Annotated in this window: 14 protein-coding genes and 1 pseudogene; 9 read left to right on the forward strand and 6 right to left on the reverse strand. The window is 71.9% G+C overall.

The features are described from left to right. From ACH65_RS20260 to ACH65_RS07020, 4 genes and pseudogenes are all read left to right on the forward strand, one after another. Positions 1–1,045 (forward strand): annotated as a pseudogene (locus tag ACH65_RS20260) (hypothetical protein); the annotation flags it as partial. A gap of 174 nt (positions 1,046–1,219) precedes the next feature. Further along, positions 1,220–1,924 (forward strand): tRNA (guanosine(46)-N7)-methyltransferase TrmB, encoded by a 705-nt coding sequence (gene trmB / locus ACH65_RS07010; protein ID WP_049621871.1) that lies wholly within the window; start codon positions 1,220–1,222, stop codon positions 1,922–1,924. A 178-nt stretch (positions 1,925–2,102) separates the two neighbouring features. Beyond that, positions 2,103–3,920 carry an SLC13 family permease gene (locus tag ACH65_RS07015; RefSeq protein WP_049621872.1) on the forward strand — a complete coding sequence of 606 codons (1,818 nt, stop codon included), beginning with the start codon at positions 2,103–2,105 and terminating at the stop codon, positions 3,918–3,920. Between the two features lie 106 nt (positions 3,921–4,026). Next, positions 4,027–4,521, forward strand: a complete 495-nt coding sequence (locus ACH65_RS07020) for an acyltransferase (RefSeq protein WP_049621873.1) — start codon at positions 4,027–4,029, stop codon at positions 4,519–4,521. 16 nt (positions 4,522–4,537) lie between these two features. Here the strand turns inward: ACH65_RS07020 and ACH65_RS07025 are convergent, their stop codons facing one another. Then, positions 4,538–4,876 (reverse strand): Rieske (2Fe-2S) protein, encoded by a 339-nt coding sequence (locus ACH65_RS07025; RefSeq protein WP_049621874.1) that lies wholly within the window; start codon positions 4,874–4,876, stop codon positions 4,538–4,540. Between the two features lie 76 nt (positions 4,877–4,952). Here ACH65_RS07025 and ACH65_RS07030 point away from each other — a divergent pair, with 76 nt between their 5' ends. From ACH65_RS07030 to ACH65_RS07045, 4 genes are all read left to right on the forward strand, one after another. Next, entirely contained in the window at positions 4,953–5,222 is a 270-nt protein-coding gene (locus ACH65_RS07030) for a hypothetical protein (protein ID WP_049621875.1), read from the forward strand. A 273-nt stretch (positions 5,223–5,495) separates the two neighbouring features. Continuing rightward, positions 5,496–6,368 (forward strand): methylated-DNA--[protein]-cysteine S-methyltransferase, encoded by an 873-nt coding sequence (locus ACH65_RS07035; protein ID WP_049621876.1) that lies wholly within the window; start codon positions 5,496–5,498, stop codon positions 6,366–6,368. Positions 6,369–6,516: 148 nt separating this feature from the next. Next, the gene (gene yedA / locus ACH65_RS07040) at positions 6,517–7,440 is read left to right on the forward strand and encodes a drug/metabolite exporter YedA (RefSeq protein ID WP_049621877.1); all 924 of its coding nucleotides are present in this window, start codon (positions 6,517–6,519) and stop codon (positions 7,438–7,440) included. 93 nt (positions 7,441–7,533) lie between these two features. Beyond that, complete coding sequence (locus tag ACH65_RS07045; RefSeq protein WP_202594157.1) at positions 7,534–8,949, forward strand: short-chain fatty acid transporter; 1,416 nt, start codon at positions 7,534–7,536, stop codon at positions 8,947–8,949. A gap of 173 nt (positions 8,950–9,122) precedes the next feature. On the opposite strand, the gene ACH65_RS07050 is transcribed toward ACH65_RS07045, so the two are convergent. The 5 genes from ACH65_RS07050 to pdxR form a co-directional block, all read right to left on the reverse strand. Then, a complete protein-coding gene (locus ACH65_RS07050) occupies positions 9,123–10,439 on the reverse strand; it encodes an ABC transporter permease (protein ID WP_049621884.1) in 1,317 nt (438 codons plus the stop codon). A gap of 10 nt (positions 10,440–10,449) precedes the next feature. Beyond that, positions 10,450–11,616, reverse strand: coding sequence for an ABC transporter permease (locus tag ACH65_RS07055; RefSeq protein WP_049621878.1), 1,167 nt, complete (start codon positions 11,614–11,616; stop codon positions 10,450–10,452). A gap of 136 nt (positions 11,617–11,752) precedes the next feature. After that, complete coding sequence (locus ACH65_RS07060; protein WP_049621879.1) at positions 11,753–12,439, reverse strand: ABC transporter ATP-binding protein; 687 nt, start codon at positions 12,437–12,439, stop codon at positions 11,753–11,755. Between the two features lie 40 nt (positions 12,440–12,479). Next, positions 12,480–13,718 carry an efflux RND transporter periplasmic adaptor subunit gene (locus tag ACH65_RS07065; protein ID WP_049621880.1) on the reverse strand — a complete coding sequence of 413 codons (1,239 nt, stop codon included), beginning with the start codon at positions 13,716–13,718 and terminating at the stop codon, positions 12,480–12,482. Between the two features lie 102 nt (positions 13,719–13,820). After that, positions 13,821–15,314, reverse strand: a complete 1,494-nt coding sequence (gene pdxR / locus ACH65_RS18865; RefSeq protein ID WP_049621881.1) for a MocR-like pyridoxine biosynthesis transcription factor PdxR — start codon at positions 15,312–15,314, stop codon at positions 13,821–13,823. Between the two features lie 287 nt (positions 15,315–15,601). Here pdxR and ACH65_RS07075 point away from each other — a divergent pair, with 287 nt between their 5' ends. After that, a complete protein-coding gene (locus tag ACH65_RS07075; RefSeq protein WP_049621882.1) occupies positions 15,602–18,640 on the forward strand; it encodes a TonB-dependent receptor in 3,039 nt (1,012 codons plus the stop codon). The last annotated feature ends 386 nt before the right edge of the window (positions 18,641–19,026 follow it).

Below are 19,026 nucleotides of genomic sequence, written 5' to 3' on the forward strand. Positions count from 1 at the left end.
CGCGGACTACCGCCGCGGCCTGCCGCCGCCCGTGCGCGCGCTGCACGACGGGCGCCGCGAGCTGCCGCCGGGCTTCTCGGCGATGCCGGCGCGCGACTTCGCCGCGGCGCGCCGCGTGCCGCACGACCGCTTCCGCCTCGATCCGCGCCAGCTCGACGCCATGCCGGCGCTCTCGCGCGAAGCCATGCCGCGGCCACTGCCGCCCGCCCCGTCCCGCATCACGCCGCCGCGCGCGTCCGCGGGCTTCGGGCGCGACGTGGTGACGCGGCGCGCACCGCCGGACGGCTTCGCCGGTTGGCGTGCGGGGCGCGGCCGCGACGGCCGGCCTACGCCGGACGCGCAGAACACCACGCCGCCCCCGCGCGCCGTATCGACCACCACCCCGCGCATGCTGCCGGTGCCGCCGCGGATCGCGCCAGCCGCGCGCAACGGCGTCGACGCCGCCACGCCCAACCCCGCCAATCCCGCGCTGCGCCCCGGCGAACTGCCGTCGGCCCGCTTCGCGCCGATGCGCCGGGCGTTTGATGGCGACCGCACCGGCCGTGCCATCGACCGTGGCGTGGATCGCGGCGAGGTGCGCCGTAACGGCCAGCGCTTCACCGCCGCGCCGCGGCCCGCCCCGGGCGCCGTGCCGGCGGCGCCGCTCGACCGCGGCCCCGGCAATGCCGCCGTGCCCGTCAACCGCCTGCCACAGGTACCGCGTTTCGAGCGTGCGGCGCCGATGAACGAAGGCGACGTGCGATCGATGCGAAGCAATCGTGCGTGGCCGCCGCGCGATGGCGTCGAACGCGCCGCGCCGCCGCCCTCGTTCCAGCGCGCGGCGCCGGCGCCCGTGCCGGCCTTCCGCGCCGAGCGCCCGATGCCGCCCCAGGCGATGCCGATGCCGGCGCCCGCCATGCCGCGCAACGCCGCGCCGCCGTCCGGCTACCGGCCGATGCCTGGCCATGACGCGCAGCCCTGGCGCCCTGCCGCGCCCGCCCGCGGCAAGGCGCCGGCCTCCGACGCGCGCGATGCGCCATCGTGGAAGCGCACCGCCGAGCACTGAAGCCCCGCCGCCGCGATGCCGGCGCGCGGCGGCATCCCGCTACAATGCGCGCATGCCGATCACGACCTGCAGCGGCCCGCGCGGCCGCCTCCTCGCCATGACCGCCGCCCAGGCGGCGCCTGCACGCCCCGATGCGTCCCGCCTCGACCCGTCCGCCCGCACGGAGCGCCGGCCATGAGCGAACACCACGACGCCAGCGGCAACGCCCATCTGCGGCGCATCCGCAGCTTCGTGCTGCGCGAGGGCCGCATGACGCCGGCGCAGCAGCGCGCCTTCGAGACGCACTGGGCGCGCTTCGGCATCGACTACCGCGGCGCCCCGCAGGACTTCGCCGCGCGCTTCGGCCGCCGCGCGCCGCTGGTGCTGGAGATCGGCTTCGGCAACGGCGAGGCGCTGGCCTGGGCCAGCGAGCACGACCCGGCGCGCGACTACCTCGGCGTGGAGGTGCACGGCCCCGGCGTCGGCCGGCTGATGAACGCCCTGGCCGCGCGCGATGCCGCCAACGTACGCCTGTACAAGCACGACGCGGTGGAGGTGCTGGAGCACGAGATCGCCCCGGGCACGCTGGCCGAGGCGCGCATCTGGTTCCCCGACCCCTGGCACAAGAAGCGCCACAACAAGCGCCGCATCGTGCAGCCGCCGTTCGTCGCCCTGCTCGCCTCGCGCATGGCCCCCGGCGGCCTGCTGCACCTGGCCACCGACTGGCAGCCCTACGCCGAGCACATGCTGGACGTGATGGAAGCCGCGCCCGGCTGGCGCAACGCAGTGGCGCCGGGTGCCTACGCCGAGAAGCCGGACTGGCGCATCGAGACCCACTTCGAGCGGCGCGGCCTGAAGCTCGGGCACGGCGTGTGGGACCTGCTCTACCGCAAGGCCTGAGCGCGCGCGCCGCGCCGCACGCGAAGGACGATTCACCAGCCGTCGCAACGCACTGCTTATACTCGCCGGCAACCAGGGACGAGTCGCCCAGCGTGAGGCAACCACCGCACAACCCCATCCCCTCCTTCCATCGGCCTTGCGGGGACGCTCGCTAGTGGGACTCTCGCTCACCCCCGAAATGATCCTGGTGCTCGGGCTGGTGGGCTTCACCATGCTGATGCTGGTGCTGGAGTGGGTGCGCGCCGATATGGTGGCGCTGCTGGTGGTGGTGGTGATCGGCCTCACCGGGCTGATCCCCTCCGACCGCGTGTTCAACGGCTTCGCCGGCAACGCGGTGATCGCCATCATCGCGATCATGATCATGGGCGCGGGGCTGGACCGCGCCGGCGTGCTGGCGCTCACCGCCAGCTTCGTGATGCGCATGGCGCGCGGGGTGGAGTCGCGCCTGGGCGTGGTGATCAACGCGGTGGCCAGCCTGTTCAGCGCGGTGATCCCCAGCCAGGCGCTGGCGGCGCTGATGATCCCGGTGGCCAGCCGCCTGTCCGCGCGCACCGGCGTGCCGATGTCGCGGCTGCTGCTGCCGATGGCCTTCTGCATCCTCACCGGCACCAACACCACGCTGATCGCCAACTCGCCGCTGATCGTGCTCAACGACCTGATCGCGAGCGCCAACGCCAACCTGCCGCCGGGCGCGCACACCATCCCCAAGTTCGGCCTGTTCAGCGTGACGCCGGTGGGCCTGGCGCTGGCGCTGGCCGGCGTGCTGTTCTTCCGCCTGTTCACCGCCAGGCTGCTGCCCGAGCGCGAGGACGAGCGCCTCAAGGTGACGCCGGGCCGCACCGAGAGCTACTTCGCCGACACCTACGGCATCGTCGGCGAAACGGTGGAGCTCACCGTCACCGCGGAGAGCCCGCTGGTGGGCATGAGCATCGGCGAGGTGGAGCACCTGTACGAGGCGCCGCTGATCCTGGCCATCAAGAACGGCAACGAGGCGCGCATGGCGCCGCCGGCCGACCAGGTGATCTGGGTGGGCACCGTGCTCGGCGTGCTCGGCCCGCGCGAGCAGCTCAACCAGTTCGCCAACAACCAGCTGTGCCGGCTGTCGCCGCGCATGCAGCAGCTGGGCGAGCTGTTCAACCCCACCCGCGCCGGCATTTCCGAGGCGGTGATCCCGCCCAGCTCGCGCTTCGTCAAGCGCACCGTGGGCGAGCTGCGCCTGCGCAAGCGCTACGGCATCTCGGTGCTGGCGGTGACGCGCGGCGACCAGGTGTTCCGCGACGACGTGCGCGCGGTGAGCCTGCGCACCGGCGACACCCTGGTGCTGCACTCGCGCTGGCGCAGCCTCACCCTGGCCGCCGAGGACAAGGACCTGGTGGTGGTCACCGACATCCCGCGCGAGGAGCAGCGGCCGAACAAGCTGTGGCAGGCGGTGGGCTTCTTCGTGCTGGCCAAGTGCCTGGCGCTGTTCACCAACCTCGACCTCTCAGTGGCGATGATGACCGGCGCGGTGGGCATGCTGCTCAGCGGCGTGCTGACCATGGACGAGGCCTACAAGGCGGTGAACTGGAAGACCATCTTCGTCACCGCCTGCCTGATCCCGCTGGGCTGGTCGATGGACGCCACCGGCACCGCCGCCTGGCTCGCGCAGGAGGTGCTGCAGCACCTGGGCAGCGCGCCGCACTGGACCTTCCAGCTCGCCCTGGCCCTGCTCACGCTGTGCTTCTCGCAGGTGATGTCCAACGTGGGCGCCACGGTGATGATGGTGCCCATCGCCATCAGCGTGGCCGTGGCCACCGGCGGCAACCCGTCGGCCTATGCGCTGATCGTGGCGGTGTCCTCCTCCAACACCTTCCTGATCAGCTCCGGCCACCCGGCGCTGATGATGGTCACCGGCCCGGGCGGCTACCACGCGCGCGACTTCCTGCGCGTGGGCGTGCCGCTGACCCTGCTGGTGCTGGCGATCACGCTGGTGGCGGTGAACCTGATGTTCCGCTGAGCGGCACGCCGGCGGGCGCGCGTTGCGCCGCCCCGCGCGGCGCCGCGACCGGATCGTCACGACCCGGTCCGTACAAAGACCGCGGTCCACACAGCCGGGGAGCGGCATGGGTCTTCGGGCATGGCTGGCGAATGGCGTGGCGGCGTCGGCGCTGATCCCGTCACGGCTGCGGCGCCTGCTGCTCGCCGGCGCCGGGGCGCGCATCGGCCGCTCGGCGATCATGCACGGCGGCCACTACGGCGGCGACCTGTCGAAGCTGCGCATCGGCGACTACTGCTACCTCAACATCGGCGTGTCGCTGCACCCCACCGGCGGCATCGCGATCGGCGACCGCGTTGCGCTGGGCCCGCACGTACTGGTGTTCACCGGCACCCACGAGGTCGGCCCCGCCGCGCGGCGCGCCGCCAACCCGCCGCGGTTCGCGCCGGTGGTGATCGGCGACGGCTGCTGGCTGGGCGCAGGGGTGATCGTGCACCCGGGCGTCACCATCGGGCCGGGCTGCATCGTCGCCTCCGGCGCGGTGGTGGTGGCGGACTGCGCGCCCAACGGGCTCTATGCCGGCGTGCCGGCGGTGCGCAAGAAGGACCTGGACCCCGCGTGACCTCGCGCAGGCCCGGTCAGGGCAGCAGGCGCACCCAACCGTCCTCGACCGCCACCGGCACCGCGCGCAGATGCTCGCCGCGGCAGGGGCCGCCGACGCATGCGCCGTCGTCGGTGCGGAAGCTGGCGCCATGGGCGGCGCAGATCAGCAGGCCCTGGCTGATCAGGAACTTGCCCGGTGCCCAGTCCAGCCGGCGCCCGGCGTGCGGGCAGAGGTTGAGCCAGGCACGCACCGCCCCGCCCTGGCGCAGCACGATCACGCTCTCCTCGCCGTCGGGCAGCAGGGCGTCCACGGCGGTGGCTTCGCCGTCGGGGAGGTCCTCGAGGCGGCAGAGCTGGGTAGCGGTCATGTCCATCGGCACTTGCCTTGCGGGCCGTGAGGCCTCATCGTTGCACACGTAAGTCCTTGATTTTACCATACGGATTTTTAACATGCGCTTCGTCCTGCCGCCCCTGCATCGCCCCCGCCACCCGCTGGCCCGCGCGCTTTCGCTGCTGCTGGGCGTGGCCGTGGTGGGCGTCCTGCTGGTGTTCGGCCTGGTGGTGGCCAGCGTGCTGCTGGTCGGTGGCGGCCTGCTGCTGGCCTGGCGCCAGTGGAAGGGTGCCGGCAAGGCGGCGCCCACGCCGCGCGCCACACACCGCCCGCAGGTGCTCGAGGGCGAGTTCGTGGTGATCCGCGACGGCCGCCCGGTGGCGCACTGAGCCCGGATTTTCGCGCCGAAAGGCGCGGTACGCCCGCCTGTCGTCCCGCCCGTCGCGCTGTGCCGTACGGCCCGCGGCCTCTCCACTGATCCACTCGCCGTCGATCCATCGGAATCCGCGCCGGTCCGGCGCCCGCGTCACGGGCCGCATGCCCGCGACGCCGCATGATGCCAGGCGCCGCCGTCAGGCGCGGGCACGCCAGGCGCAAGAAGCGGATGGCCGCCCGCCGCGGCGGGCCGTAGCCTGAGGGCAGCTTCGTCGAGGAGTGCCATCATGACCGCCCGTCCCTCCCCCGCCGCCCTCAACCTGGACCGCGTGCGCCGCCTGCTGGAAGAGGCCGAGACCGCGCCCAGCCTGGAAGCGCTGGCCGCCGAGGTTTCACTGAGCCCCAGCCACCTGCAGCGCGCGTTCCGCCGCCGCTACGGCATGAGCCCGGCCGAGTACCACCGCGCGCGGCGCTTCGGCCAGTTCAAGGCGGCGCTGCGCGAAGGCGCCGAGGTCACCGAGGCGGTCTATGCGGCCGGCTTCGGCTCCGGCAGCCGTGTCTACGAGCATAGCGACCGCCTGCTCGGCATGACCCCGGCCAGCTACCGCGCCGGCGGCGCCGGCGCCAGCATCCGCTACACCACCACCGGCACGCCGCTGGGCCGGCTGCTGGTGGCGGCGACCACGCGCGGCATCTGCGCGGTGACGCTGGACGAGGACGACCGCGCGCTGGAGCGCCGGCTGGCCGAGGAATTCCCGCAGGCCGGACGCGAGCGCGTGGACGCCGGCCGCGAGGAATGGCTGGACGCGGTGATCGCCCGCATCGCCAGCGAGCTGGGCTGGAGCGACGCCGCCGCGCCCGCGCTGCCGCCGCTGGACATCGCCGCCACCGCCTTCCAGTGGCGGGTGTGGGAGGCGCTCACGCGCATCCCCGCCGGCGAGACGCGCAGCTACGGCGAACTGGCCGCCAGCCTGGGCCGGCCCGGCGCCGCGCGCGCGGTCGGCCGCGCCTGCGGCAGCAACCGCCTCGCCCTGATCGTGCCCTGCCACCGCGTGATCCGCGAGGACGGCTCGCCCGGCGGCTGGCGCTGGGGCGTGGAGCGCAAGCGCGAGCTGCTCTCGCGGGAGCGCCGGCGCGAGGCGGCGCCGGCGCCACGCTGAAACCCGGCAGCCGCGCCGCACGGCCGGCTTGAACGCCGTTGCAAGCAGCCTTGCATACGGCTCGCTACCGGCCGCGCCGCGGCCGCACTAAGCTTTGCGACTCTGGCCGTCCCCACCCTTCGCGACAGCCCCGTCCCCAGGCCGACCGATGAACGACACGTCTTCCTCTCCCGCTGCCGGCCTGGCGAGCGCCACGCCCGCCCTCGACGCGCGCCTGCTGGTGCCGCTGTCGCTGTTCGCGCTCTACGTGATCTGGGGCTCCACCTACCTCGCCATCCGCGTGGCGCTGGAGAGCTACACCCCGTTCCTGCTGGCCGGCGTGCGCTTCCTCACCGCCGGCGTGCTGCTGTACGGCTTCCTGCGCTGGCGCGGCGTTACCCCGCCCACGCCGCGGCAATGGCGCAACGCGGCCTTCACCGGCGTGCTGCTGCTCGGCTTCGGCAACGGGCTGGTGTGTTTCGCCGAGCAGCGGGTGAGCTCGGGCATCGCCGCGGTGGCGGTGGCCAGCATGCCGCTGTTCGCCGCGCTGTTCTCGGGCCTGTACGGGCTGTGGCCGACGCGGCGCGAGACGGTGGGCCTCTTGATCGGCTTCGCCGGCGTGATCGTGCTCAACCTGGGCAGCGGCCTGTCCGGCTCGCGCCTCGGCGCCATCGCGCTGCTGGTGGCGGCGATGAGCTGGGCCTTCGGCTCGGTGTGGAGCAAGCGGCAGGACATGCCGGCCGGCCCGATGAACACCGCCGCGCAGATGCTGTGCGCCAGCGTGGCCCTGCTCGCGGTCGGCTTCGCCGGCGGCGAGCGGTTGCCCGCGCACCCGTCCGCCCACGCCACGCTGGCGCTGCTTTACCTGGTGGTGTTCGGCTCGCTGATCGCCTTTAGCGCCTACCTCTACGTGCTCAAGCACACGCGGCCGGCGCTCGCCACCAGCTACGCTTACGTGAACCCGCCGGTGGCGGTGCTGTTCGGCGTGCTGCTGATCGGCGAACAGGTGGGCGCCTACGACCTGGCCGGCATGGCGGTGATCCTGCTCGGCGTGGCGGTGATCACCCTCGCCCGGCAGCGCAAGGCGGGCTGAACCCGCGGGGCCGGCGGCGTTACGACCATCGTCGCGTTGTCCGGCCCGCCGGCGGCGACGACCATGCCCCGATCATTCATCGGGGAAGCCGCCATGAACACCTCGTCCGAAGGCCTGCTGGCCCGCGCTGCCTTGCGCAGTGCGGCGTGGTCGGAGCGCTGGTTCCCCGACGCCTGGGTGTTCGCCGCGCTGGGCGTGGCGATCGTGGCGCTGGCGGCGCTGGCCTTCGGCGCCACGCCGACGGTGACGGTGAACACCTTCGGCGAGGGTTTCTGGAGCCTGATCCCCTTCACCATGCAGATGGCCTTCGTGGTGATCGGCGGCTACGTGGTGGCCACCGCGCCGGTGGTGGCGCGCTTCATCGACGTGCTGGCGCGGGTGCCGCGCAGCGGACGTGGCGCGATCTGCTACGTGGGCCTGGTGAGCATGCTGGCCTCGCTGCTGTCGTGGGGCTTCTCGCTGGTGTTCGGCGGGCTGCTGGTGCGCGCGCTGGCGCGGCGCACGGAACTGCGCATGGACTACCGCGCCGCCGCCGCGGCCGCCTACCTTGGCCTCGGCGCGGTGTGGGCGATGGGTCTGTCCTCCTCCGCCGCGCAGTTGCAGGCCAACCCCAAGAGCATGCCGCCGGGCCTGTTGCAGATCACCGGCGTGCTGCCTTTCAGCGAAACCATCTTCCTGTGGCAGTCGATCGCGCTGACGGCGGTGCTGATCGTCGTGTCGCTGCTGATCTGCTGGTTCACCGCGCCCTCGGGCGCCAGCGCGCGCACCGCGCAGGACTTCGGCGTGGACGGCGAGGCCGCCACGCCGCCGCTGCCGCCGCGCAGCCGGCCCGGCGAGTGGCTGGAGTACAGCCCGCTGCTGTCGCTGCTGATCGGCCTGCTGGGCCTGGGCTGGCTGGGGCACGAGTTCGCCACCAAGCCCGCCGTGACCGCCATCGCCAACCTCAACACCTACAACTTCCTGTTCCTCACCCTGGGCCTCCTGCTGCACTGGCGCCCGCGCAGCTTCCTGAACGCGGTGGCGCGCGCGGTGCCGAGCACGGCCGGCGTGCTGATCCAGTTCCCGCTCTACGGCGGCATCGCGGCGCTGCTCACCCACGCGCCCGGCACGGACGGCGCCACGCTCTCGCACCATCTCTCGGGCCTGTTCGTGCGGATCGCCTCCACCGACACCTTCGCCCTGGTGATGGGCGCCTACTCGGCCATCCTCGGCTTCTTCGTGCCCTCCGGCGGCGGCAAGTGGCTGGTGGAGGCGCCCTACGTGATGCAGGCGGCCAACGACCTGCACGCGCACCTGGGCTGGGCGGTGCAGATCTACAACGCCGCCGAGGCGCTGCCCAACCTGATCAACCCGTTCTGGATGCTGCCCCTGCTCGGCGTGCTGGGCATCAAGGCCCGCGACGTGGTGGGCTTCACCTTCATCCAGCTGGTGGTGCACGTGCCGCTGGTGCTGGGCCTGCTGTGGCTGCTCGGCCTCACGTTGAGCTACGTGCCGCCGGTGATGCCCTGATGGACGATGGCCCAGCCAAGGCATCAGGCTGCGAGCCGCCATGTAGGCGCGCTTGCGCGCGACTGCTTTTGGCCGTACCGACCAAAGACCAAAGCGGTCGCGCGCAGGCGCTCCTACATGGGGGTGCGCATCCGTGCGCGGTGCTGCTGGCGGGACGGTCGCGCGCAGGCGCGCTACAGCTCGCGCAGCGCGGTGGTCACCGGCAGGCGCGCGGCGCGCACGGCGGGGAACAGGCCGCCGATGAAGCCGATCGCCAGCGCCCACTTGAGGCCGTCCCACAGGAGCCGCGGCGACACCTTCAGCTCGAAGTTGAGCTTGCCCACCGTGCCGGCCGCCAGGGTGGAGGCGCTGTAGCCGTTGAAGAGCAGCCACGCCAGCAAACCGCCGAGCAGGCCGCCGGCCAGGGCCAGCAGCATCGTCTCCAGCATCACTGCCACCACCACCGGCAGGCCGCGGAAGCCGATCGCGCGCAGCGTGGCGATCTCCCTCGCCCGCGCGGCGACGGCGGCGAACATGGTGTTGAGCGCGCCGAAGATGGCGCCGATGGCCATGATCGCGCCCACGGTGAGGCCCATGACGCGGATGATGCGGGTCATGCCCTCGGACTGCTTGCTGAAGTAGGCCAACGTGGTGCTGACGTCCACCTTGAGCTGCGGATTGGCTTCGAGCGCGCGCTTGAAGGCGGCGAAGGCGCCGGGGTCGGTGAGCCGCACGGTAACCGAGGCACGGCTGCTGCCGCGGCGGTAGGTGTCGGCCACCACCTCGGCGTCGCCCCATATCTCCGACTCCATCGCATCGCCCGAGGCGAACACGCCTACCACCGTCCACGACTGGCTGCCGAGGCGTACCGCATGCCCCGGCGCCAAGCCGGCGAACTGGCGCGCCGCGCCCTTGCCCACCACCAGCTCGCGCAGGCCCGGCTTGAACAGGCGCCCTTCGACGATCTTCACCTGCGGCCGCACCGCCCATGCCTGCTCGCCCACGCCGCGCAACTGCACGCTGCCTTCCTCGTCCGGCGCGCCGCCCTTCACCGGCAGGTTGGCCGCCACCACCAGTTCGGGCGAAGCCAGCGGACGGCCCTGGGCATCATGCGCGATACCGGGCGCCTGCGGGATCAGGGTGACGCTGTCGTGGTCGAGCACCGACATCACCTCGGCCGCCGAGGCGCCGCGCAGCACGATGGCGGTGTCGGCGCTGCCGCTCTTGCGCAGCGTCTCGCCGTAGCCCTCGGCCATCGCCAGCAGCGCCACCAGCACGCCGACCACGCCGGCGATGCCGATCACGATCACCGCGGAGGAACCCAGGCGCTGGCGCAGGGTGCTGATGCCCACACCGGTCACCGAGGCGGCCTGGCGGCCGCGCCGGGTGAAGGCCATCCAGCCGGCGAACAGCACGGCCAGGCCCAGCACCACGGACCAAGGCAGCCATACCCACAACACCAGCGCCGCCATCAGCAGCACCAGCAACAGCAGATTGCGCAGGAATGCCATCGCGTTCTCCTCAGCGCCCGGCCAGCGCATCGACGATGTTGAGGCGCATCGCGCGCCATGCCGGCAGCGCGCCCACCAGGAGCCCCACCGCCACCATCAGCGCGAGGCCGAGCAGCCAGCTGCTCGCACCCACCGTGGGCAGGTTGAGCATGCCGCCGCTGCCGGCGCTCACGCCCGGGATCAGCAGCGCCGCCAGCCCGAGGCCCACCACGCCGCCGAGCAGCAGCAACAGCACCGACTCGGCCAGCACCATCGCCAGCACGCTGCGGCTGGAGAAGCCGATGGTCTTGAGCACCGCCAGCTCCGCCGTGCGCTCGCGCACCGCCTGCATCATGGTGTTGCCCGAGAGCAGCAGCAGGGTGAAGAACACCGCGCCCATGATCGCGCCCACGATCAGGCCGATGTCGGCCAGCTGCTTCATCCACGAGGCGGTGGTGGCCTGCTCGGTCTGGGTGCGCGTCTCGTGGTCGGAGTTGGCCGAGAGCGCGTCGATCGCCCGCGCCACGCGGTCGGCCTGGTTCACGTCAGCCACGCGGCTCACGTACCAGCCGACCTGGCCGCGGTTGTAGGGCGTGGTCTCGTCGAAGTACTTCCAGTGCAGCAGGAACAGCTGGTCGTAGAAGCCGCCGGTCTTCTTGTCGGTGGAGTGCAGGATGCCCACGATGTCGAAGCTCCAGTTCTTGCTGCCCTCGCGATTGGGGAAGATGGTGGACTGCAGCGGGATCTTGTCGCCCACCTTCCAGTGGAAGCGCCGCGCCAGCGTCTCGCCGACCAGGGCGCCGGTGCGGCTGGCGTCGAAGGCCTTGCGCGCGGCCGGGTCCACGGCGATCTCCGGATACAGGTCGATGTAGTTGGGCGCCACGGCGAAGCTGAAGACCTGGTTGTGCGGGTCCTGGTAGGCGCCGCCGAACCAGTTGGCGTAGGTCACCTGCTTGACGCCCGGCACCTGGGCGATCTGCGCCTCCAGCGACTGCGGCAGCGGCTGGATGAAGGAGAGCTTCGAGCCCGTCTGCAGCCGCTGCGCGCCGTTGGCGCTCTGCCCGGCCTGGTCGAAGGAGGTGCGCACGGCGTCGAGCATGCCGAACAGCAGGAAGGCAGCGACGATCGACACCAGGGTGAGCACGGTGCGCGCCTTGCGGCGGAACAGCGCGGCCCAGATGAGGTGGAGGTATTTCATGGCGAGGACTCCATGGCCGAATGGGCGGCCGGGGCTTGCCGGCGCGCGCAGGCGAAGCGCGCTTCGACGGAAGGCCGCCGCGTGCCGCAAAGCGGAGCAGGAATGCCGGTGCGACGCGGCGTGGCGCAGGGCCCGGTCATGCCGTGGCCTGCTCGACCAGCGTGCCCTTGTCCAGGTGCAGCGTGTGGTTGGCGTACTCGGCGGCCTTCGGGTCGTGGGTCACCATGACGATGGTCTTGCCGTGCTCGCGGTTGAGCGTGCGCAGCAGGCCGAGCACGTCCTCCGCCGACTGGCGGTCGAGGTCGCCGGTGGGCTCGTCGCAGACCAGCAGCGCGGGGTCGGAGACGATGGCACGGGCGATCGCCACGCGCTGCTGCTGGCCGCCCGACAGCTCGCCGGGCTTGTGCGCGGCGCGGTCGCCCAGCCCCACCAGTTGCAGGGCGATGCCCGCGTTCTTGCGCCGCTGCGCGCCGTTGAGCCTGGTGAGCAGCAGCGGCAGCTCCACGTTGCGCTGCGCGCTCAGCATCGGCATCAGGTTGTAGAACTGGAACACGAAGCCCACGTGCGCCGCGCGCCAGCGGGCCAGCGCGCCGGCGCCGAGCTGGTCGAGCCGCTGCCCGGCCACGGCGATGCTGCCGCCGCTGGGCGAGTCGAGCCCGCCGATCAGGTTGAGCAGGGTGGTCTTGCCGGAGCCGGACGGCCCCATCATCGCGAGGAAGTCGCCCTCGGCGATGTCAAGGTCGATGTGGTGCAGCACCTCGACCTTCTGCCGGCCGCGCTCGTAGACCTTGGAGAGATTGCGTAGCTCGATCAGCGTGCCCATGGGTTCATTCCTCATCGTCGAATTCATCGGCATGGCGCGCTCACTGCGCGGCCTCCCGCACCCTGGCGCCATCGCGCAGGCCGGCCGGCGGCGCCAGCACCACGCGCTCGCCCGGCTGCACCGCGGCGGGCAGCCGCTTCATCGCGCCGTAGTCCTCCGCGGCCGGCGTCACCGCGCGCTGCGCGGCGCGGCCGTCGGCCACCACGAACACCACGCTGCGACCCGCGCGCTCGACGATCGCCTCGGCCGGCACCAGCGCGCCCTTCGGCGGCGCCGCCGCCACGGCCGGCCTGGCTTCGAGGAAGGACACGCGCACGCCCATGTCCGGCACGATGCGCGCGTCCTTGCGCTCCAGCGCCACGCGCACCTTCACCGTGGCCTTGCCGCGGTCGGCGGCGGGCACGATGGCGATGACGTGGGCGGGAATGCGCCAGTCGGGGTAGGCGTCGAGCACCGCCTCGGCCGGCATCTGCGGCTTCACGCGGCCGATGTAGGCCTCGTTGACGTCCACGTCCACCTCGAGCGAATCCATGTCCACGATGGTGCCCACGCCGGTGCGGGTGAAGCCGCCGCCGGCGGAGAGCGGCGAGATGATCTCGCCCACCTGCGCCGCCTTGTCGGTGACCACGCCGTCGAACGGCGCGCGGATCACGGTGTAGCCGAAGTTGACCTGCGCCTGCGCCACCTGCGCCCGCGCCGCCTCGGCCTGGCGCCGCTGCGCCTTGAGCTGGGCGGCGTAGGCGGAGGCCGCCGTGCGCGCCTGCTCGGCGGCCTGGCGGGCGACCAGGCCCGGGCCCACCAGGGCCTCCTGCCGGCGCGCGTCGGCCTCGGCCTGGCGCCGCTGCGCCTCCACCTGCACCACCTGCGCCTCCGCCGCGCGGGCGGCGGCCTGGGCGGCGTCGAGGCTGGCGCGGTAGGCGCTGTCCTCCAGCCGCGCCAGCACCTGGCCCTTCTTCACCGTGTCGCCTTCCTCGATCAGCACCTCGGTGAGCGTGCCGGTGATCTGCGCGGACACCGTGGCCTGCCGCCGCGCGGTGACGTAGCCGGTGGCCTGCAGGACCGCGCCGCCCCCGGCCGCGCCCGCCGGCGCGGTCGCGACGGCCGTGCGCACATCCACCGCGCGCTGGCCGAGCCACCACCACGCGGCGCCCCCCAGCGCCAGCAGCACCAGCGCGGCCGCCGCCGCGAACCACGGCCAGCGCGGCCGGCCGCCCGGCCCATGCGGCTCGCGGTGGGCGCGCTCGATGCGCAGCTCCTTCAGCAGATCCCCTCTATCCATCGCGGCCTCGTCGTGTGGCGATGTCCGTCATTGCGCCGGCAGGGTGGCAGCCACCGCCGGGCGGCATAAGCGCCGGCCATCAGCCCGCGGCGATGACAGCTGTCATCCGCCCTCGGCCGTGACCTCGCCGTGCAGCGCGCGGCAAGCCTCGGCCAGGCGGCGCCCGGCCTCGTCCATGCGCTCCTCGTCGGTGCCGCCGTAGCCGAGCACCAGCGCCGCGCGCGGGCAGCGGCCCAGGAAATACGGCGCGGCGGAATACACGTGCAGCTTGCGGCAGCGCGCCGCCGTCACCAGCGCGTCGAGCTGCGCCACCGGCAGGTCCGGCAGCTCCACATACAAGGCCATGCCCGCGCTGGCCCCACGCACCACGGCGCCGTCGCCGAGATGGCGCCGCAGCGCCGCGATCAGCGCGCAGCGCTTGGCGTCGAGTACCCGCAGCAGGCGCCGCCGGCTGCGCTCGTAGGCGCCGCTGGCGAGGTAGTGCAGCATGGCGTGCTGCATCAGCGAGGAACTGCCGCGGTCGGCCAGCCACTTGGCGGCGCGGAAGCTCTCGCGCAGCGCCGGCGGCACCACGATGCAGGCCACCCGCAGGCCGGGGAACAGGCGCCGCGCGAAGTTGCCGCAGTAGATCACCCGGCCGTGCCGGTCGCTGCCCTGCAGCGAGGCGATGGCGTGCACGCCGTAGCGATACTCGCAGCCGATGTCGTCCTCGAACAGGTTAATTGGCCGTCCATACGTCCATTCGAGCAGCGCCTTCCGCCGCTCCATGGACATCACCGCGCCAGTGGGGAACTGGTGCGAGGGCGAGACCACCAGGAGGCGCGCATCCCGCAACGCTTCGCCGTGCTGGGCGATGTCGAGGCCGCCCACATCCACCGCGCAGCCGACCAGCCGTGCCCCCGCCGCGGCGAAGGCGTGGCGGGCGCCGAGGTAGTAGGGATCTTCCAGGCCCACCGTGGCGCCGGGATCGAGCAGCACGCGCGCGGTGAGGTCGAACGCCTGCTGCGCGCTGGTGAGGATCAGTACGTCGTCGGCCTCCGCCACCACGCCGCGCTCGTGGCGCAGGTAGCCTGCCACGGCTGCGCGGAACTCGTGCATGCCCCAGGCCGGCGGCTCCTCGATCTGCGCGGCGCGGCGCGCGGTCTGCGCCAGCACTTGGCGCCACTGGTCCAAGGCCAGCGAGTCGGCGATCGGGCCGGAGTAGCGCAGGTCGATCGCCTCCGGGTCGTTGTCGAGGAGCGGGAAGTCGGCCTCCTGCGGGCGCAGCGTCTGCAGGCGCTCGGCCTGCCGCGACAGCGGCACGGCACAGGACGGCTCAGCGCCGTGGGCCCGCTTCAAGTGTTCCAGCCTGCCGCCGCAGGACGGCTCGGCACCGACGAAGAACCCCGCGTGGCCGTGGGTGATCACGCTGCCCTCGCTCTCCAGCAGCGCGTAGGCCTGGGTGACCACGGTGCGCGACACGCCGAGGTCCACCGCAAGTTCCCGCGTGCCGGGCAGGCGCGCGCCGGCGCGCAGTTCGCCGGCCTCGATGGCGTGGTGCAGCGCTTCGTAAACCCGCACGTAGAGCGGGCCTCCCGCCTCCAGCTTCAGCAGCATCGTGCACGCTCCGCTACCGCGTTGGGTGGTGGTTTATGCATTAAACCGCGAATCCGGCGACGGCCGGGGGTTTTCGCGGTGCCACGTTGATGGATTCCGAAGAGCCGGGCAAGGCCGGAAGCAGTCCACTTTTGCGGTTCCTGAAGTGCCACCGTCGTGGACATTTACACTTTTTTAGCACAGCTTCATCGTCCCGCTCACCGCAAGATACTGCGGAGGCGTGCGATCGGAAAAGCACGGCTCCGCTCACTGCAGTCATTCGACTCGACAAGTGGGGAGACAATTCGATGAAGCCGATCAACCATCCGCGCAGCCTGCGCCGCTCGGCGCTCGCCGCCGCCCTAGCCATCGGACTCGGCAGCAGCGGCGCCGTACTGGCGCAGTCCAATGCCACCGGTGTGATCTACGGCCATGTGGAGGCGGCGCCCGACGCCTCCGTGCAATTGCAGAACCTCGATACCGGGCAGACCCGCACCCTGGGCCTCGACGCCAGCGGCAACTACCGCGCCTCCTCGCTGGCGGTGGGCCGCTACCGCGTCACCCTGCAGCGCGGCGGCCAGGCCGTCGCCACCCGCGACAACGTGCAGGTCGCGCTGAACACCGGCACGGAGATCTCCTTCACCGGCGCGCCCGCCGAGGCCAAGACCCTCGAAGGCATGACCGTGGTGGCCTCGGCGATGCCGGCCATCGACGTCTCCTCGGTCGACTCGCGCACAGTGCTCACCGCCGAGCAGCTCGACAAGCTGCCAGTGGCGCGCAGCGTGGCCGCCGCCGCCCTGCTCGCCCCGGGCACGGTGGAGGGCGACTCGCGCTATGGCGGCGCGATCAGCTTCGGCGGCGCCTCAGCGGCGGAGAACCAGTTCTACGTCAATGGCTTTCCGGTGACCAACCCGCTGACCGGCCTCGGCTTCACCGAGTTGCCGTTCGACTCCATCGACCAGCAGCAGGTGCTCACCGGCGGCTACGGCGCCGAGTACGGCCGCTCCACCGGTGGCGTGGTCAACATCGTCACCAAGAGCGGCAGCAACACCTGGAAGATGGGCGGCGAGGTGCAATGGTCGCCGCGCGCCCTGCGCGATTCGCCGCGCAGCATCTACTACAAGCACAACGGCACCGAGAAGGACGGCCAGCTGTTCCAGGACCGCAGCCGCAACAAGACCTGGCAGTCGGTCTACGCCGGCTACATCAGCGGCCCGCTGGTCAAGGACCGCCTGTTCATGTACCTCACCGCGGAGAAACGCGAGACCAGCGGCTCGCGCGGCGTCAACTCCGAGCTGGTGGGCACCGCCGCCGACACCGACACCAAGACCACGCGCTGGCTGGGCAAGATCAACTGGAACATCACCGACAACCACATCGTGGAAGTGACGGGGATGGGCGACACCACCACCATCGACCGCACCATCCGCAGCTACGACTACGCCACCGGCACGAAGGGCGCGCTGCTCGGCACCGAGTACCTGAAGAACTTCGACGTGGTGGGCGCCGGCGCCACCCCGGGCGGCAACCTGTACGTGGGCAAGTACACCGGCTACCTCACCGACAACCTCACCGTCACCGCCCTCTACGGCAAGACCCACTCCGAGCGCGTGGACACCCCGCTCGGCGCCGGTGGCGTACCCTGTCCGGTGGTCGTGGACGCCCGCGGCGTCACGCCCAGCATCACCGGCTGCAGCATCACCGCCGCCGGCACCGTGCTGCCGGCCGGCGCCAAGGACGACACCGACGGCTGGCGTTTCGACGTGGAGTACCGCCTGGGCGACCACGACCTGCGCGCGGGCCTGGACAACGTCACGCTGAAATCCTTCTCCGGCACGGTGTTCGAGGGCGGCTCGGCCTACCGCTACGCCAACACCTCGGACGTGGACCTCACCGGCTACCCCGACGTGAACGTCCCCACGCCCGAGCCCGACTACATCGTGCGCAACCGCATCATCGGCTTCAACGCCAGCGTGAAGGTGAAGCAGGAGGCGCAGTACATCGAGGACCACTGGCAGGTCACCGACCGCTGGCTGGCCTACCTCGGCCTGCGCAACGAACAGTTCAGCAACTACAACGGCTCGGGCCAGGTCTACGTGAAGCAGCGCCACCAGCTGGCGCCGCGCCTGGGCGTGACCTGGGACGTGTTCGGCGACTCCACTTTCAAGATCTACGCCAACGCCGGCCGCTACCACCTGGCGATTCCCGCCAACGTGGCGATCCGCGGCGCCTCGGCCTCGCTGTTCGCCAGCCAGTGGTACACCTTCACGGGCGTCGACCCCGCTACCGGCGTGCCGAGCGGGCTGACCCCGGTGACCGGCGTGCTGTACTCCAACGGCGCCGACGGCGTCACCGCGCCCGACCCCCGCTCGGTGGCCGCCAAGAACCTGCAGGCCTACTACCAGGACGAGTACATCCTCGGCTTCGACAAGGCCATCAACGACCGCTGGGCCTTCGGCGCCAAGCTGACCTACCGCAAGCTGCTCAGCATCATCGACGACTTCTGCGACGAGGCGCCGTTCGTGCACTACGCCGAGCGCAACAACATCGACATCAGCAACGCCGCGATCCAGGGCTGCTACCTGTTCAACCCGGGCAAGAACAACACCTTCCAGATCGACCTCACCGGCAACGGCGACTACCGCGACTTCCGGCTCACCAAGGAGGACTTCGCCGGCAACTCGAACGGCATCGGCTTCCCGGACTTGAAGCGCAAGTATCTCGCCCTCGACCTCTACCTGCTGCACCAGTTCTCCGACAACTGGTACGGCAAGCTGGAGTACGTGTGGTCGAAGAACTACGGCAACTCCGAGGGCCTGCTGAAGTCGGACATCGGCCAGCTCGACCCGTCGGTGACGCAGGACTGGGACTTCCCCGAGCTGATGATCGGCTCCAGCGGCTACCTGCCCAACGACCGCCGCCACCAGCTGAAGGCCTACGGCTACTGGCAGGCGACGCCGGAGTGGCTGTTCGGCGCCAATGCCTCGGTGGCCTCCGGCCGTCCGAAGAACTGCATCGGCAACGCGCCGGAGGGCTACGACCGCCAGGGCTACGGCACCTCGTTCTTCTTCTGCGACCTCAACGGCGACGGCATCCCGGAGCCGACCCCGCGCGGCTCGCAGGGCCGCCTGCCGTGGACCTGGCGGCTCGACCTCAGCGCGCAGTACTCGCCGGCCTGGGCCGACCACAAGCTGTCCTTCACCGTGGACGTGTTCAACGTGTTCAGCCAGCAACGCACGCTGTCGATCAGCGAGACCGCGGGCGGCGACCCGAGCTACGGCCGCACCATCGCCTACTCCGACCCGCGCTACGTGCGCCTCGGCGCGCGCTACGACTTCTCGCTCTGAGCCCATCGCGGCCGCGACCCGACAACGGGCCGCGGCCGGCCGAGGCACGACAACAATAATCGCCTCCGGCCGCTCGCGCGGTCAGGAACGCGAGGATCTCCCCAGATAGGGCCGCCATCGGATGGCGGCCTCTTTTTTGTCTGCGGCGCGGGGCGCGGCCGATGGGAAAGGAATGCGGCGCAGGACAGTACGCTACGCCGGCGATCGCGGGACGTAGGCTGTCGCGGGATCGTGAGGGGAACCGTGTTGTGTCGTGTCGTTGAGGCCCCGTCGCTGGCTGGCCGGCCGTTGGCCGGGGTTTCGCCCTCCTGCCGGAGGGCGAGTTACTTTCTCTTGCTTGTCCAAGAGAAAGTAACCAAAGAGAAAGACACCCCGAGGGCGCGCCT

Origin of the sequence: Frateuria defendens, from assembly GCF_001182895.1 — a bacterium.
In the GTDB taxonomy this organism is placed as follows: domain Bacteria; phylum Pseudomonadota; class Gammaproteobacteria; order Xanthomonadales; family Rhodanobacteraceae; genus Frateuria_B; species Frateuria_B defendens.